The sequence below is a fragment of the Caldicellulosiruptor obsidiansis OB47 genome (assembly GCF_000145215.1).
GTDB lineage: Bacteria > Bacillota > Thermoanaerobacteria > Caldicellulosiruptorales > Caldicellulosiruptoraceae > Caldicellulosiruptor > Caldicellulosiruptor obsidiansis.
The window spans coordinates 1,703,570-1,719,325 of the sequence record NC_014392.1 but is presented as its reverse complement, the minus strand read 5'-3'; the positions used below and the strand labels follow the sequence as shown (position 1 = coordinate 1,719,325).

The window sequence follows — 15,756 nt, the reverse complement described above, 5'->3', positions numbered from 1 at the left end:
ATGGTAAAGTTTATAAATGTGAGCAAAAGGTATCCAAACGGGGTGCTTGCGCTCACAAATATTAATTTGACCATTGAAAAAGGTGAATTTGTATTTTTGGTTGGTTCAAGCGGGGCAGGAAAATCTACAATTGTAAAGCTTCTTTTGAAAGAGATTGACCCGACCGAGGGAGAGATTATTGTTGGTGAGTACAAGCTTACACAGCTTCCAAAAAAGGAAATACCATATTACAGAAGAAAGATTGGAATTGTATTTCAGGATTTTAGACTTCTCCCCAACAAAACAGTATATGAAAATGTGGAGTTTGCTATGCAAATAACAGGAGCACCTGCAAAAATCATCAGAAGACAGGTTCCTTATGTTCTGTCTTTGGTAGGGCTTGCGCACAAGGCAAAATGTTACCCGCACGAGCTTTCAGGCGGTGAGCAGCAGCGGGTTGCCTTGGCGCGAGCAATTGTAAACAAGCCCAACTTGCTTGTGGCTGACGAGCCAACAGGTAACTTAGACCCTGACACATCATGGGAGATAATGAAACTTTTAGAAGATATTAACAGAAGAGGGACAACTGTGCTTGTTGCAACACATGCTAAAGAGATTGTTGATAGCATGAGAAAAAGGGTTGTGGCAATTGACTGTGGCAGAATTGTGAAAGATCAACCTAAAGGAGTTTACAGCTATGAGTCTTCAGACAATCAAGTACTTTTGCAAAGACGGGTTTAAAAACATTTTTTTAAATAAGACCATGGCTGCTGCTTCTATCTCTATAGTGGTGGCAGCCTTAACTGTGGTTGGGATATTTATTGCAATCGGGATTAATCTTGAGTATATCTCACAGCAGATAGAAAAGACGGTTGATATAAGAGTGATTCTACAAAAAGGTCAGGAAGAAAAAGCGGTTGTAATTGAGGAGTATTTGAGGAAAAACGCTTTGGTTCGAGAGTTTAAATACATAAGTCCGCAGATGGCTCTTCAAGATTTGAAAAACAAGCTTGGTAAAAACTCATTTTTGCTTGAAGGACTTGAAAAGGACAATCCTCTGCGGGGATACTTTGTAGTAAAGCCTGTAAAAATTGAATATACTAAAGAACTTGCTGAAGAATTGGAGAGTTTAGATGGTGTTGCTCAGGTCTATTTTCCTTCGGAGACAGTGGACAAATTGAGAAGGATTTTAAAGATAATAAATCTTTTTTGCATACTTTTGATTTTGGGTCTTTACATAGTTGCTATATTTATAATTGCCAATACTATCAAAATAACCCTCTTTGCAAGGCGCAGAGAAATCTCAATTATGAGATATATTGGTGCAACTAACAGGTTTATAAGCGGACCTTTTGTTGTTGAAGGCTTTATTATAGGTATTTTGGGTTCGATTTTGGCATATGCTATTGTTTTGCTATTTTATCACTATGCAATAAGATATCTTTCACAGACCATTACGTTTATTGATTTTGTCAATATTTCTATTTACAAGTACAAAATATTAGGAGTGTTTATACTCACAGGAAGCATGGTAGGTATACTGGGAAGCTTAATTTCTCTAAGAAGATACTTAAAAGCCTAAAAATCAAGCCTCTTTTGTCTTTTGTAAAAGAGGGGGTTTGGCTGTTGAAAATTAGACTAAAAATTTTTTCTATTTTGCTTGTATTTGTTATCTTTTTTGAAACTGCTGTATCAAGCACTTTAAAAGAATATCAAAACAAGCTGAAATCTATTGAAAAGAATAAACAAAGAACACAGCAGAAGATAGTAGAGGTTAAAAAACAACAGCAGCAAATTTTATCACAAATAGATGGGCTTGATAAGAAGATTGATGATGTGGAAGGAAAAATAAGAAGTTTAAAAGCAAACATTGCATCTGTTGAAAACAAGATTTTGCAGACAGAGGCTGAGCTCAAAGAAGAAGAAAAAAGAAAAGAAATGTATTATGAAAAGTTCAAAGAGAGAATAAGATGTATTTATGAGCTAAATACTGTCTCTGTATCGTATATTGAAATGCTGCTTGACTCTCAAAACCTTTCAGATTTTTTTACAAGAATGTATCTTTTTAACGATATAATTGAATATGATAAGCAAATACTAAATGAGTACACAAAGAGCATTGAGACTATCAAAAATAAGAAAGAAGAACTTGTTCTGCTAAAGGAAAACTTGAGTAGAGAAAAGAGGGAGCTTGAAAACTACCAAGCTTCTCTTTTGGCAGAGCAAAATGAAAAGAAGAAGCTTTTGTCGGAACTTGAAAAAGAGCAAGACAAATTGGAAAAGATGCTGGATAGTTTAGAGGAGATTTCAAATGAGCTTTCCAAGAAAATAAAGGAGATTTTGGCAAGACAGAAGACAAAACGCATATATAAAGGTGGCAAGCTCTTGTGGCCGCTTGAGGGATATTATGAGATAACATCATATTTTGGCATGAGGTTTCATCCAATTTTGAAGAAGAACAAAATGCACACAGGGATAGACATTGCAGCGCCATATGGAGCAAGTGTTTTAGCAGCAGCAGACGGCGATGTGATTTTAGCCGGATGGGTGTCTGGTTATGGTAAGACTATCATTATAGATAATGGTAGTGGTATTTCAACCCTCTACGCTCATCTTTCTTCAATCAACGTAGCGGTGGGACAGAAAGTGAAAAAAGGCGAAAGTATCGGCAATGTTGGTGCAACTGGGTATGCTACCGGTCCGCACCTTCATTTTGAGGTTAGAATAAACGGAGATGTTACTGACCCGCTCAATTTCCTAAGGTAAGGAGCTGAAAAGAGCATGAAAAAAAGACTTCAAACTTTTGCAATAATTCTAATTACTGCAATTGTCACATATATTGTGACCACTTATATCTATTTTGGAAGTCCTATATATGCAAACAAATTAGTAACTAATCCCAAGTTGTCTAAAGTTATAAGGCTTTTAAAAGAGTACTATTATGAGCCTAAGGATATCAGTGATCAGAAAATTTTAGACGGTGCCATAGATGGAATTGCCGCAAGCGTAAATGACCCATACACAGAGTATTTTACAAAAAAAGAATTTGAGGAGTTTATGATACAGAGCAAAGGCACGTATTTTGGAATAGGCGTAACAATAGAGCCAGGTGAAAGTTATATTGAGGTTGTAACACCGTTTGAAGGTTCTCCCGCGTACAAGGCAGGTATAAAACCTGGAGATAAGATTATAAGAGTAAACGGGATAAATTTGACTTCCAAAGATATAGAAAAGGCAGTAAGTTTGATGAGAGGACCAAAAGGAACAAGCGTGACAGTTACAATTTTGCGCAATGGCAGTTCAAAGCCTATCGACTTTAAGATTGTTAGAGATGAGATAAAAATAAAGACAGTGTCTTCTTCCATTTTGGAAAACGATATAGGTTATATCAAGATTACCAACTTTGATGAAAATACTCCTCAGGATTTTTACAATAGCTATGACAAACTCAAAAGCTCTGGCTGCCGTGGACTTATCATTGACCTGAGGTTTAACCCTGGCGGGCTTTTAGAGTCTGTTGTTGATGTTGCAAGCAATTTTCTCAAGAAAGGACAGCTTATAGTCTATCTTAAAGATAGATACAATCATAAAGAGTATTTCAAGTCATACAAAAATGGGGACACGGTAACACCCCTTGTTGTCCTTACAAACAGATATTCGGCGTCAGCTTCAGAGATATTAGCCGGGTGTTTAAAAGACCATAAAAGAGCAAAAATTGTTGGTGAGAAGACTTTTGGCAAAGGTGTTGTTCAACAGGTATTTGACCTGGGAGATGGTTCTGCAATAAAAATAACAGTAAGCCAGTATCTTTTGCCAAGCGGAGCGTATATACACAAAAAGGGTATAGAACCAGACGTCAAAGTAGCCCAGCCCAAAGAGTATCAGGACAAAATGAATGTTCCAATGAGTAAAGACTTGCAGTTGAAGAAAGCTATTGAGATTTTAAAGGCTGAGATTTCGAAGAGAAAGATTTAAAATTTGAGGTGCATGTGATGTTAAAGTTTTTCTGGCAAATATTTGAACTGACAGGACTGAGCATATTTCGGCTTCTTTTTAGCTGGAACTTCTGGGTGGTAATAATCTTGATTTCTTTTTTGTACAGAAGAGAACAGGAATTTGAACAGGCTGTGCTCGGGCACAACCGAGTCAGCCTTCTTTACAAGGTTGTGGAGTCTTCTATCGCAGGACTTGTAGGAGGTTATATAGTAAGTTTAATTACTTTGTTTTTTGGCATAGTAGTGGATGTGGATAGTTTTATGTATCTTTGGTATATTGCTTTGATTCTTGCACTAATAAATCCAAGATATCTTTGTTTTTCGTATGCGGCGGGAATTATTTCGGTGATATCTCTCATCTTCAAAAGACCAGCTGTTGATATCTCAGGGATACTGGTGATTGTGGCAATACTTCATTTTGTTGAAAGTCTTTTAATTTTCTTGGACGGTTTTCGTGGCGCAATACCTATTGTAATTGAAATAAGGAAAAAAGAAGGTATTTTTTCAACTTCTGGTGCTTACCTTATGCAAAGGTTCTGGGCTATACCGATGGTAATAATTGCGTATAACTATCAGACCACCGCGCAGGTTGTAAAAATTGAGCTGTTTGAACCCTCATGGTGGCCTCTTTTTAAACCACAGAATCTTTTGCCAAATGCTATGCTTCTTATGACTCCTATTGTTGCTGCACTTGGATACGGGGATTTGGCGGTAGAAGATGAACCAGCTGTGATTAGCAGGAAAAGCGCAGGGATTTTAAGCATTTTCAGCGTTATTTTGTTTGCTATGAGCGCACTTTCATACAAAGTCTATGCTTTTAAGTGGGTGGCGGCTTTGTTTGCTCCCATTGCTCATGAAGGGATTATTCTGTATCAGCAGAAGAGACAAAAAGAAGGAGATTCAATATTTGAAGCAGAGGAAAATAAAATAAAGGTGTTATATGTCGAAGAAAACAGTGTAGCAGCCAAGATGGGTATAAAACCGGGTGATGTTATTCTTTCTATAAATGGTATTCAAGTTCAAAAGGAGGAGGATATAGAAAGAATATTTTCTGACGCTCAGATTTACCTGTGGGTAAAAGCTGTGGACAAAAGAGGAAAGATGAAAGAGCTATATTATCAGGACTATGAGAATGGAATAAAAAATCTAGGAATAATAGTTATTACCAAAAGTGTAAATGCGAATTATCAACTTGATTCTGATGGATACTTTGTATTTATAAAAAATATTGCAAGAAGAGTAAAAAATTTTTTGTTCAACAAAAGTTGAAATCCAGCAAAAATTAAAGGGCGAGGACTTTAAGTCTTTGCCCTTTAATTTTTTGTTTTTGCAAGAAAGTCCACCAAGATTGCTGCACCAAGTCCTTCAATGAATATGTAGACTGAATTTTGCAAAAATCCTTGGGCCAAGACTTTCAGGTCTACTTTATCTGATACATAGTGCAATGACAAAATATAAAACTTTATTCCTATCAGTGCCATCACAATGGAAATAAGGCTTATTATAAGCAAGATTTGTTTTGAATAGGTAGAGATTTTTTGCAAAAATCTTTTCCTGCTCTTTTCCTTTTCCCTTTCCTTTTCCATCTCTCTGCACCTTCTTTGGAATCTTGTTTTGTAATGTTATGATATCAAACTCAAAGAAGATATTCAAAGAAAATTTATGGATATCAATTTCTATTTATGTATAACCAAAGCAATGGATGGCAAAAATACTTTTATAGAAGGAGGTGCAGAACTGTGAACAAGAAAAACTGGAAAGATAGGCTTTTAGATTTTTTTGATACCAAAGGTTTTTATATTATTGTGGCTGTATGTTTGCTGGTAATCGGATTTTCGGTTTATACCATTGCCACTACAGATTTTACAAAATACGAGGTAGAACAAAATCAAGAAAACCAGCAGTCTTTAAACAAACAGGTTAAATTGTCCGAGATACCTAAGCTGCAGGAAAGTTCTACAGAGGTAACAAAACAGGATGATTTGAAAAAAGAGGGTTCTATATCTATAAGTTCAAAAGAGAAAAGAGAAGATAATAAAAATAGTAGTAATTCAAATTCTACTATCCGCCCTACACAATCAAAAAATAATTCTAAAAATAGCAATAATAAAAACAAAAGTTCTTCTGCCTTCTCTAAGAAACAAGATAACAAAAAGATGGATTCAAACATCCAGATTGGAACTGGTACAAGCCAGAATGATGTTGAGATTATAAACCCTGTTGACTTCAAGCCAATCTTTCCTACCATTGGAAAGGTAATAAGAGAGTTTTCTGACCAGTCGCTTGTATATTCAAAAACTCTTGATGAGTGGACAGAACACCCTGGAATTGACATAGAAGCCAAAGAAGGTAGCGATGTAAAAGCTTGTTTTGACGGTACAGTTATTGATTTAGGAGAAGATCCTCTTTATGGCAAATATATTGTGATTGACCACGGAGATGGGTATATCTCAAAGTACTACAATCTCAAAGACTTAAAGGATATTCAGATAGGAGACATTGTAAGGCAAGGAGAGAAAATAGGAGAGGTTGGTACAAGCTCTAACATAGAGTATATGGACCCGCCACATCTTCACTTTGAGATACTTTACAATGGCGAAAATCAAAATCCGCTGAAATTTTTACCTCAAACAAATTGAACAAAAGCGAGGGGAATGAGCAGTTATCCTGCCATTCCCCTTATAAATTCCGCAATGTCAAGTGACGAGTTTGGTTTTCCCAAAAACGAGCAGGCAAGTTTCATATGCTCTAAACGTTGAGGGTTATTTATTATCTGGCTAAATACTATATCAAAATTTTCAGTATTTTTTACGTACGCAGCAGCTCCGTTGTTTATAAGATAAAAAGTATTTCTTTCTTCTTGTCCAGGAATAGGCGAGATTAATATCATGGGAAGTTTGCGAGATAGTGCTTCTGCGCATGTGAGTCCCCCAGGTTTTGTGATGAGAATATCACTTATTGCCATGAGCTTGTCTATGAAATCAATAAACCCGAATACTATTATCTTTCTTCCAAAATTTTTTTCTTCCAAAGCATTTTTGAGAGCCTTATTTTTTCCTGCAACAACAATTATTTGATAGTTTTTATCACATATTGTGCAGGCCTTTTCGACAATCTCTTCTATGTTTCCAAGCCCTAAACTTCCGCCCATTATAAGTATTGTTGGTCTATCTTCCAGATTCAAATTTTCGACAACTTGTTTTCTGTCATATTTCTGAGCAAATGACGGGTTTATAGGAATTCCAAGTGGCACTACTTTGTTTTGTTGGGCACCTTTTTTGACCGCTTCATACACCAAGTTTTGGTGATGAACAATAATATAATCGGCGAAATCGTTTATCCAGTATGGATGAATGGTAAAATCAGTGACGATGCTTATTACTGGTACGCTTATGTTACCTCTTTTTTTGAGCTGGGCAACCATGTCAACAGGTGATGGATGAGTACCAATTATTATATCAGGTTTCAGCTCTGAGATAATATTGTAGAGTTTATAAAAGGCAAAATAGAACTTTTCATACAGTGTTTTGCTGAAACGAGTTGGTGGTTCTTTGTCTGTAGAGTCATATACAAGGCCGTAGATAAACGGTACTGATTTAATTGCCCTCAGATATGTTCCTACGGCAAGCTTGTCCAGTATGGGACTTATAATTTTTAGGGTATCCACAATTTCCACATGTGAGTCAGGGTATTTTTGTAAAATGGCAGTTTTCAATGCATTTGAAGCAGCAAAATGTCCTCCACCTGCATCAAGACTTAATATCAAAACCTTCATTTGTTTTTTCCTCCACCCTTACAAGTCTTTAAGTTTATTTTACCGCTAATTTTGAATAATAAAAATGAGCTTACAAAAAATAATTTTAGAAAAATTCATATTTGGGGGTTTGCAGTATGGGTAAACTCTTAAAAAGATATTCACTTTTTATCCTGCTTCTTTTTATGAGCTTTATCCTAAGTATTCTTTCTGCAAAGCTTATTTACGATATAAAAAGAGCAAACTATGAGAATATTGAGAGAAAGCTTGAAAAAGCATTAGACAGCACTGACAAAGAGGTTTTAAAAGAATCTGTTGAAACTCAGGGGTCAACAAGCTACCAGAATAAAGATTTATATCTTCTGGCCAGAGTTATAAATGGTGAAGCAAGAGGAGAACCTTATATAGGCCAGGTTGCAATCGGGGCTGTGATTATAAACAGGACAAAACACCCCGGATTTCCAAAGACAATCAGCGGTGTTATCTATCAGCCGGGTGCCTTTACTTGTGTATCCGACGGTCAAATTAATGCAAAGCTTGAACCAACAGCGCTAAAAGCTGCAAGGGACGCGTTAAATGGATGGGACCCGACAAATGGTTGTATATATTACTACAATCCTGCAAAGACAACAAACAAATGGATTTGGAGTAGGAAAGTTATGCTTGTCATTGGCAAGCACAGGTTTGCAAAATAAAATCGATAAACTAGAGAGGTGAGATTAACTTGAGCATTTTAGGTGGATATAAAGAATTTAGGGAAAGACTAAAAAGTGTTAGGCTCTGGAGCGTGATGGCAATCACACTTGGTATTTTAGTTATTGTAGCGCTTTGGGGAGTAAACCAGTATAAAGGGAAAGCAAATTATCATAACTATCTTACCAATATGTGGCACAGAGCATTTTTCGACATGGTAGGTTATGTTCAAAACATCCAAGCGCTTCTTTCAAAAGCTGAAGTGTCAGGCGATGACAGGCAAAGAGCAGTTTTGTATACCGAGGTGTGGCGAAACGCTTTTGCAGCCCAGGAGAATCTTTCTCAGCTTCCTATTGAGAATAATGTCGCCTTAGAAAAGACAGCAAAGTATCTTACCCAAGTTGGAGATCTTAGTTTTTCACTTTCAAAACAGCTTATGAGCGGCAAAAAAGAGACATTGCTTCAAAGACAACAGCTCAAAAAACTTCGAACATATGCAGATAAACTCAGCAACAACCTGAACGAGCTTGCAATTGAGATAAGTCAGGGAAGACTGAGATGGGGAGAAGTCAGGGTAGTTGGGACGTCAAGATTCAAAAGGATTGCCCAGAATGTTACAAGCAGCAGGATGCTGGCAGTTGAGGCAGGGTTTAAAGACTACCCAACTTTGATATATGACGGACCTTTTTCTGACCACATCAGTCGCCAAACTCCAAAAGGGCTTCCAGAAAAGCTTATAAACAAAGAACAAGCCAAGAAGATTGCACTTAACTTTTTAAATCTTAAAAGAGCTGATATAATCAACTATTTAGGACTTTCTGGAGATAGAATAAAGGTTTATACTTTTGAGATAATCCCTGACAGAAGAATTCGCGACAGGTCAATTACAATAGCTATTTCTAAAAAAGGCGGCAAAGTAATTTGGATGATTGACAACAGGGCTTCCTCTTCCCCAAAAATAGGTGTTGCGAAAGCAAAGGAAAATGCTAAAAAGTTTTTAATTGAAAAAGGTTTTGCTAACGTGATTGACACCTTTTATCTAAAACAGGACAACACTGCCCTGATAAATTATATCTATCAGCAAAATGGTGTTAAGATATACCCCGATATGGTGAAAGTTAGAGTTGCTCTTGACACGGGACAAATAGTAGGGTTTGATGCAACAGCATATTATATGTCCCACACTTCAAGGAAGATTCCTAAACCTGCAATATCTGAAAAACAGGCAAGAAACTTTATTAGCAAAAATTTTGATGTGCAAAGCGTATCACTTGCTATAATTCCACTTGATTCTGGAAAAGAAGTCTTCACATATGAATTTTTAGGCAAATACGATGGCAAATATTTTGCTGATTATATAAATGCAACCACTGGGAAGGAAGAAAATATCTTGGAGATAATTAAAGACCCTAATGGAATTTTGTCAATGTAAGTAAATGGAATAATAAATTGAATTGTTTTTGAACAAACTAAGATATGCGGTGATAAAACCGCAAAGGGGGCGATTAACCTGGCAAGGCAAAAGATCATGTCAGAGGAGCTCAAAATGGAAATAGCAAAAGAACTTGGAGTGTACGACACAGTATCGAAGTACGGTTGGGGAGAAGTAAAATCGCGCGACTGTGGTAACATTGTCAGAAAAGCGATCGAGATGGCAGAAAGAGCCTTGAAAGAAAGGCAATAACCCCCTTTTATAAATGGAGGGGGCTGCAAGAATATAATCTTGCAGTTCCCTTTTAACATGCTTTTTGGTTAAATAAACTCAAAAGTGCAAACAATAATTTGTAGGGAAAAGTTTTAAAAAAAGGTGGGGAATCTAATGTTCAAGATTCACACAGACCTTGCTCTTGAGACGAGAGAACTTGTCCAAAAAGGAATTGGAAGAGAGATAGAAGGTGTTGAGGTCGAAGAGAGAAAAGAATTTGACGATAAAATAAAGATCACAAAGGTCAAGATAAACTCTATAAAGGGTGAGGCAATTTTGCAAAAGCCTATGGGCAATTATATCACAATCGAAGCTGATGGGCTGCGCGATGAAGATTTTGAGGTCCAGGAAAAAGTTTCAAAGATACTGGCAAACGAGCTTGAAAGCTTAATAAATGTGTCACAAAAATCTACTGTGCTTGTTGTTGGACTTGGCAACTGGAATGTTACGCCCGACTCTTTAGGGCCAAAAGTGGTGTCAAAGGTGTTGATAACACGTCATTTGTTTGAGTTTGTGCCAGAAAAAGTCCAAGACAGGCGAATACGCTCTGTTTGCGCAATATCGCCAGGTGTTCTAGGTATAACTGGAATTGAGACCAGCGAGATAATAAGCGGTATTGTTCAAAAGATACATCCTGATTTAATAATTGCAATTGATGCACTTGCTTCAAGAAGGCTTGAGAGGATATCAACTGCTATCCAGATTGCAGATACAGGTATTGTTCCCGGCTCAGGTATTGGAAATGAACGAAAGGGTATTACAAAAGATTCAGTTGGTGTTCCGGTGGTGGCAATTGGTGTTCCTATGGTTGTTGACGCAGCAATTATTGCAAATGATGCTATAGACCTTCTGATTGAAAGGCTGAAAAACGAAACAGACAGATCATCGCCGCTTTATATGCTTTTGGAGAGTATTCCTGAAGAGGACAGGTTTAATCTTATCAAAGAGGTTATATTCCCTTACTATGGTAATCTCTTTGTGACACCAAAAGACATCGACAGGATTGTTGAGAACATTTCAACTGTGATTGCAGACGGAATAAATATGGCAATTCACCCAGAAGTAAAAGAAAATGATGAGTATAGATATGTAAATTGATGGAATTGTAATAAATGGGGGGCTTGAAGAATAAGAATTTTAGAAGAAAGTTTTAAGAAGAAAGCAAAGGTTTTAAAAGGAGTTTTGAATAACTTAAATGGTTAAGGTTGTTGATTTTAAAAAGATAGTATTGGTAGCTACTATATTCTTTATACTGGGCACTGGCTTTTTAGTTGAAAGGTTAATCTTTTTCAACCAAACAGCAAGAGCAGTGATTTTCAGGTATTCAAAAGAGATAATTTCTTTTAATTTGCCCATTTTATCTGACGGTTCCGCAAATGAAGTTTTTAAGATTGAAAACCTAATAAGATTTTCTTATCCTTTGTTTGCAGCTACAAGCGTTCAAGAGATTGAGGATTCGCCTACGTATGAAGATGATGCCATTGTAATAGATTATAACCAGGATGTTCAGAAAGCACAAAAAAATGGCCAGATTGAAAGCCAAAATGAGTACATTGAATTTCAGAAATACTTCGAAAACAGCACTCAAAAAAGTGGATTTTACAACATAGAGGTCATGAACCAAACAGATTATAAGGTTGATGTTGATACTCTTTTGAAAACGAGCTTCAAAATCTTCAATGGTAAAAAACCATCAATTTTGATTTACCATACTCACACAACAGAAAGCTATAATACTTTTTCCCAAAGCCTTGTATACACACCCGGGTCAACAGACAGAACGCTTGATTTTAACTACAATGTTGTGAGAGTAGGGGAAGAGCTGAAGAAGATCTTGGAAAAACAGTATGGTTATAAGGTTTATCACAGCAAGGAAATAAATGATTATCCAGAATACAAGGGTTCTTATTCAAGGTCATTGAAGGTAATAGAGAAATATAAAAGTGAACATCCTGATATAAAAGTCTTTATAGATTTGCACAGAGATGCTATTGGAAGTGGTTCAAAGAAGATGAAGGTTTCAACAGTTGTGTTTGGATATGAGGTTGCAAAAGTTATGCTTGTTGTGGGGACAGACAAACTTGGTCTTTTTCATCCATTTTGGCGACAAAACCTTTTGTTTGCTGTACATCTTCAAAAAAATCTCAGCAAAATATGCCCTCAGATTACAAGACCTATAAACCTTTCTGCTGCGCGGTACAATCAACATGTATCACCATATGCGATAATCATTGAAGTTGGTAGCAATGGCAATACATTGGAAGAAGCTTTAAGAAGTTGTCAGATTATTGCAAATGCATTGGATAATACCATCATGGGAAGGTGAATGTTGGTTTGAGAAGAAGTAGATACAAAAGGTATTGTGAATATAAAAATTTTATCGAAAGGATAAGAAGAGGGCTGATTTTGGTAGTGGTTTTCTTTTTGATTATGCTCTTTATAGTTGAGCTGAGCAAGCAAAAACTGCTGCCACACGATGAGTACATCCTCAAAATACTTTTCAGCTACGATAACGTTAATTTGAAATTCGCAGGTGGAAGGTTTTCAATCAAGATTAGCAAAAATTTGCCAAACCGCTTCTATAAAAAGACAAACTATCTCATTTTTAAATCAAAAGGGTATCTATTTTCTCTGGTAGGGAATAATTAAAATGAGATTGACATATTATTTTACTATAAACTCTTGCAAAAGAGAAGCTAACAATGAGGACAAAAATAAAACTTTTAATTGTATCTATTTTCCTTTTGTACGTACTTAGTATATTTTTCGGCATAAAGTTTTTTTAGGAATGGATTTAAACCAGAAAAACCAGCTTTCGAGTTTTGTTTCACTTTCAATGAATATGGCTAAACAGGACAGAGATGCCTATTGGAAAAATGTTTTGATTTCCTCAGCAGGGGTAATATTGGTCTGCCTGTGTATATGGGGACTTTCCAACCTTCACAGGTACATGCAGTTTTTGAACATAGGAATTGTAATATTTAAAGGATTTGCTTTTGGGCTTACCACCTCTATATTTTTTTATGTGTATAATATACATGGGCTTGCATTCTTCTTGTCTTATATACTATTAAAAGAATTGATTGTTTTCATATTTTTGATTATACTTATTCTGTATTCATTTATAATGTTATTCTTTAAAGACAGAATGGTAAAAATAGATAAAAGGTCAACCGCTGTGGTAGGATTGGTTATATTACTTTTAGTATGCGGGATATTGTTGGTTGACAATATAGTGGCAAAACTTGCATGTAGATTAATATGAGATTGCCATAAGTTGTATACAGGAACTTACCAATAAGAGGGGATTTGAAGATAGATGAGTATTATAGAAGCTTTTTGTGATCATCTTCAAAAACAGAATAGGTTTTCACAAAATACCATAAGCTCATATTTGCGGGATGCTAAAAAATACATAGAATTTTTGGACAACATGAAGATAAAACTTGAAAATACTTCTCAGGCAACCTTGATAGCATATATTATCAGTATGCAAAAGAGTGGGAAATCAAACAGTACAATTGCAAGAGCAATTGTTTCACTCAAGGTATTTTACGATTTTTTGAAAACTCAAAAAATTATCGATATTGGGAAAATTGAGATTGAACCTCCCAAGCTTGAAAAGAATCCACCTCAGATACTTACTAGAGACGAGGTGGAAAAACTTCTTTCATGTCCAAAGGAAGAGGATATTAAGGGAATAAGAGACAAAGCAATGCTTGAAGTTTTATATGCAACAGGTATCAGGGTAAGCGAGCTTATAAACCTCAATCTTGATGATATAAACCTTGAGCACGGATATATCATCTGCAAAAACAAGAAAAGAGACAGGGTAATTCCTATTGGTTCATATGCCATTTCGGCAGTGGAAAAGTATCTACGTCATTCGCGGCCTTACCTTGCAAAAAGTAAAAATGAAGAAGCTCTGTTTTTGAACTTCAACGGTGAGAGAATGACAAGACAGGGATTTTGGAAGATAGTAAAGTTCTATGCACAAAGTGCTGGAATTGATAAGGAAATAACACCGCATGTGCTAAGACACTCTTTTGCCATACACCTTATTGAAAATGGGGCAGATGTGAGAGCTGTTCAACAAATGCTTGGGCATGCTGATATTTCCACAACACAGAGATATCTTCAAGTTGCAAATGTTAAGCTAAAAGAGGTGTATCAAAAAACTCATCCACGTGCATAATAGGAGTTTTATTTCGAAAATATGTGGGGCAAGGCAGTGCCTTGCTTTTTTGTATATTTGCAAATCTTTTCAGAAAGTAGGAGATGAGATAATTGGAAAATATAAGACTTTACATTGCTATTTTGCTGGGGATGATTGTTAAGCTTATGCTGAAGCTTTTTGGCAAAGATGCGACAAGCGCTCCGGGTAAGATTGCCCTGAAGATTTATCCAGGGATTATGAAAGAAATTGATAAAAGAAGCAAACTGAAGATACTTATCTCGGGCACAAATGGCAAGACAACTACAAACAATATAATAAACTGGCTAATTGGTAATGATAAAATTGTACTTTCTAATTTAAAAGGTTCAAATATGGCAAATGGCATCGTGAGCTCTTTTATTAATAATTTCAGGTCAAGTTATGATATTGCATGTTTTGAAGTTGACGAAGGTTCACTGCCAGTTGTAACAAGATATTTAAAACCAGATATATTTGTTACAACTAATGTGTTCAGGGACCAGCTTGACAGATACGGTGAGCTTGACAGAGTAAAAGAGCTGATTTTAAGCCATATTGGACAAGCTTTGGCTATAATAAATGCAGACGACCCAAACTTGGCAAGTTTTAGCGGTGAAAAAAAGGTGTTTTATAGTGTTGATGAAAACGTGCTTAGCCGAAGAACCAATGTCACATTAGATTCACGTTTCTGTCCCATGTGCAATACCAAGCTTGAATATTTGTTTTATAATGTTGGACATCTTGGTAAGTATAAATGCTTAGTGTGTGGTTATAAAAATCCTGAAAGCAGGTTTGTCATTACAAACATAAGAAAAGATTTGGCAGGGTTTGTTTTTGACTTTGTTGACAGGGAAACAGGTATACATATTGAGAACATTAGATGGAAAATGGGTGGCGTTTATAATCTGTACAATGTCTGTGCAGCAATCTCGGTAGCAGTTTTAATTGGTGTTGAAGAGAAAAGAATAAAGGAAGGAATAGAAACATTTGAAAATAAGCTTGGGAGGTTAGAGAAGAAAGAAGTTGGCGGCAAAAAAGTAATAATATCACTTGTAAAAAATCCTATAGGCATGAGCGAGACACTTAGCGTAATTAGCCAGGACCCCGATCCTAAGGCAATTGTGTTTATCCTCAACGACAATGCTGCAGATGGCAAGGATATCTCTTGGATTTGGGATGCTGATTTTGATATCTTGTGCAGGATAGAAAACATCAAAGCTTTATACTTTGGTGGCAAGAGAAAAGAAGATATGGCTTTGAGAGTAAAATATAGTGAATATATGCTTGCTAATTTTGAATTTATTGACTACAAAAAAGAATTGGACAAGGTTTTTGAGCTAAAAGATATTAAGAAGGTTTATATTCTTCCAACATACACTGCTCTTTTTGAAGTAAAGAAAATAGTGGATGAGCTTTCAAAAAGGATGGGATGAAA

17 protein-coding genes are annotated in these 15,756 nt (G+C 36.1%); 15 read left to right on the top strand and 2 right to left on the bottom strand.

What is annotated here, in order from left to right:
* The 5 genes from ftsE to COB47_RS08085 are packed head-to-tail and all read left to right on the top strand — an operon-like array spanning nucleotide 1 to nucleotide 5,243.
* Entirely contained in the window at nucleotides 1–720 is a 720-nt protein-coding gene (gene ftsE, locus COB47_RS08105; RefSeq protein ID WP_013290894.1) for a cell division ATP-binding protein FtsE, read from the top strand.
* The gene (ftsX, locus tag COB47_RS08100) at nucleotides 677–1,561 is read left to right on the top strand and encodes a permease-like cell division protein FtsX (RefSeq protein ID WP_013290893.1); all 885 of its coding nucleotides are present in this window, start codon (nucleotides 677–679) and stop codon (nucleotides 1,559–1,561) included. The genes ftsE and ftsX overlap by 44 nt, the downstream gene beginning before the upstream one ends.
* 44 nt (nucleotides 1,562–1,605) lie before the next feature.
* A complete protein-coding gene (locus COB47_RS08095; RefSeq protein WP_013290892.1) occupies nucleotides 1,606–2,745 on the top strand; it encodes a murein hydrolase activator EnvC family protein in 1,140 nt (379 codons plus the stop codon).
* 15 nt (nucleotides 2,746–2,760) lie between these two features.
* On the top strand, nucleotides 2,761–3,954 hold the full coding sequence (locus tag COB47_RS08090; protein ID WP_013290891.1) for a S41 family peptidase: 1,194 nt from the start codon (nucleotides 2,761–2,763) through the stop codon (nucleotides 3,952–3,954).
* Nucleotides 3,955–3,971: 17 nt separating this feature from the next.
* Nucleotides 3,972–5,243 carry a PDZ domain-containing protein gene (locus COB47_RS08085; protein WP_013290890.1) on the top strand — a complete coding sequence of 424 codons (1,272 nt, stop codon included), beginning with the start codon at nucleotides 3,972–3,974 and terminating at the stop codon, nucleotides 5,241–5,243.
* A gap of 44 nt (nucleotides 5,244–5,287) precedes the next feature.
* Here COB47_RS08085 and COB47_RS08080 read toward each other — a convergent pair whose 3' ends face one another.
* Nucleotides 5,288–5,560: a hypothetical protein gene (locus COB47_RS08080; protein WP_013290889.1), complete on the bottom strand. Its 273-nt coding sequence runs from the start codon at nucleotides 5,558–5,560 to the stop codon at nucleotides 5,288–5,290.
* Nucleotides 5,561–5,713: 153 nt separating this feature from the next.
* On the opposite strand from COB47_RS08080, the gene COB47_RS08075 reads away from it, so the two are divergent.
* A complete protein-coding gene (locus COB47_RS08075; RefSeq protein ID WP_013290888.1) occupies nucleotides 5,714–6,613 on the top strand; it encodes a M23 family metallopeptidase in 900 nt (299 codons plus the stop codon).
* 23 nt (nucleotides 6,614–6,636) lie between these two features.
* Here COB47_RS08075 and COB47_RS08070 read toward each other — a convergent pair whose 3' ends face one another.
* Nucleotides 6,637–7,749, bottom strand: a complete 1,113-nt coding sequence (locus COB47_RS08070) for an MGDG synthase family glycosyltransferase (RefSeq protein WP_013290887.1) — start codon at nucleotides 7,747–7,749, stop codon at nucleotides 6,637–6,639.
* Nucleotides 7,750–7,865: 116 nt separating this feature from the next.
* On the opposite strand from COB47_RS08070, the gene COB47_RS08065 reads away from it, so the two are divergent.
* The 9 genes from COB47_RS08065 to COB47_RS08025 all read left to right on the top strand — a co-directional run bounded on the left by COB47_RS08065 (nucleotide 7,866) and on the right by COB47_RS08025 (nucleotide 15,754).
* Nucleotides 7,866–8,423: a cell wall hydrolase gene (locus COB47_RS08065; protein WP_013290886.1), complete on the top strand. Its 558-nt coding sequence runs from the start codon at nucleotides 7,866–7,868 to the stop codon at nucleotides 8,421–8,423.
* Nucleotides 8,424–8,452: 29 nt separating this feature from the next.
* Nucleotides 8,453–9,853, top strand: coding sequence for a germination protein YpeB (ypeB, locus tag COB47_RS08060; RefSeq protein WP_013290885.1), 1,401 nt, complete (start codon nucleotides 8,453–8,455; stop codon nucleotides 9,851–9,853).
* A gap of 78 nt (nucleotides 9,854–9,931) precedes the next feature.
* Nucleotides 9,932–10,105, top strand: a complete 174-nt coding sequence (locus COB47_RS08055; protein ID WP_013290884.1) for a small, acid-soluble spore protein, alpha/beta type — start codon at nucleotides 9,932–9,934, stop codon at nucleotides 10,103–10,105.
* A 135-nt stretch (nucleotides 10,106–10,240) separates the two neighbouring features.
* Nucleotides 10,241–11,224, top strand: a complete 984-nt coding sequence (gene gpr, locus COB47_RS08050; RefSeq protein ID WP_013290883.1) for a GPR endopeptidase — start codon at nucleotides 10,241–10,243, stop codon at nucleotides 11,222–11,224.
* Between the two features lie 97 nt (nucleotides 11,225–11,321).
* Entirely contained in the window at nucleotides 11,322–12,452 is a 1,131-nt protein-coding gene (spoIIP, locus tag COB47_RS08045; protein ID WP_013290882.1) for a stage II sporulation protein P, read from the top strand.
* An 8-nt stretch (nucleotides 12,453–12,460) separates the two neighbouring features.
* Entirely contained in the window at nucleotides 12,461–12,775 is a 315-nt protein-coding gene (locus COB47_RS08040; protein ID WP_237698886.1) for a hypothetical protein, read from the top strand.
* 139 nt (nucleotides 12,776–12,914) lie between these two features.
* Nucleotides 12,915–13,391, top strand: a complete 477-nt coding sequence (locus COB47_RS08035; RefSeq protein WP_013290880.1) for a hypothetical protein — start codon at nucleotides 12,915–12,917, stop codon at nucleotides 13,389–13,391.
* A 54-nt stretch (nucleotides 13,392–13,445) separates the two neighbouring features.
* Nucleotides 13,446–14,321: a site-specific tyrosine recombinase XerD gene (xerD, locus tag COB47_RS08030; RefSeq protein ID WP_013290879.1), complete on the top strand. Its 876-nt coding sequence runs from the start codon at nucleotides 13,446–13,448 to the stop codon at nucleotides 14,319–14,321.
* Nucleotides 14,322–14,413: 92 nt separating this feature from the next.
* Nucleotides 14,414–15,754 carry a Mur ligase family protein gene (locus COB47_RS08025; RefSeq protein WP_013290878.1) on the top strand — a complete coding sequence of 447 codons (1,341 nt, stop codon included), beginning with the start codon at nucleotides 14,414–14,416 and terminating at the stop codon, nucleotides 15,752–15,754.
* The last annotated feature ends 2 nt before the right edge of the window (nucleotides 15,755–15,756 follow it).

Excerpts from the sequence above, each read along its gene's own strand:
- ftsE (WP_013290894.1), top strand. The coding sequence starts at position 1 with ATGGTAAAGTTTATAAATGTGAGCAAAAGGTATCCAAACGGGGTGCTT.
- COB47_RS08080 (WP_013290889.1), bottom strand. The coding sequence starts at position 5,560 with ATGGAAAAGGAAAGGGAAAAGGAAAAGAGCAGGAAAAGATTTTTGCAA.
- ftsX (WP_013290893.1), top strand. The coding sequence starts at position 677 with ATGAGTCTTCAGACAATCAAGTACTTTTGCAAAGACGGGTTTAAAAAC.
- COB47_RS08090 (WP_013290891.1), top strand. The coding sequence starts at position 2,761 with ATGAAAAAAAGACTTCAAACTTTTGCAATAATTCTAATTACTGCAATT.
- xerD (WP_013290879.1), top strand. The coding sequence starts at position 13,446 with ATGAGTATTATAGAAGCTTTTTGTGATCATCTTCAAAAACAGAATAGG.
- gpr (WP_013290883.1), top strand. The coding sequence starts at position 10,241 with ATGTTCAAGATTCACACAGACCTTGCTCTTGAGACGAGAGAACTTGTC.
- COB47_RS08035 (WP_013290880.1), top strand. The coding sequence starts at position 12,915 with ATGGATTTAAACCAGAAAAACCAGCTTTCGAGTTTTGTTTCACTTTCA.
- COB47_RS08070 (WP_013290887.1), bottom strand. The coding sequence starts at position 7,749 with ATGAAGGTTTTGATATTAAGTCTTGATGCAGGTGGAGGACATTTTGCT.
- COB47_RS08085 (WP_013290890.1), top strand. The coding sequence starts at position 3,972 with ATGTTAAAGTTTTTCTGGCAAATATTTGAACTGACAGGACTGAGCATA.
- COB47_RS08065 (WP_013290886.1), top strand. The coding sequence starts at position 7,866 with ATGGGTAAACTCTTAAAAAGATATTCACTTTTTATCCTGCTTCTTTTT.
- spoIIP (WP_013290882.1), top strand. The coding sequence starts at position 11,322 with ATGGTTAAGGTTGTTGATTTTAAAAAGATAGTATTGGTAGCTACTATA.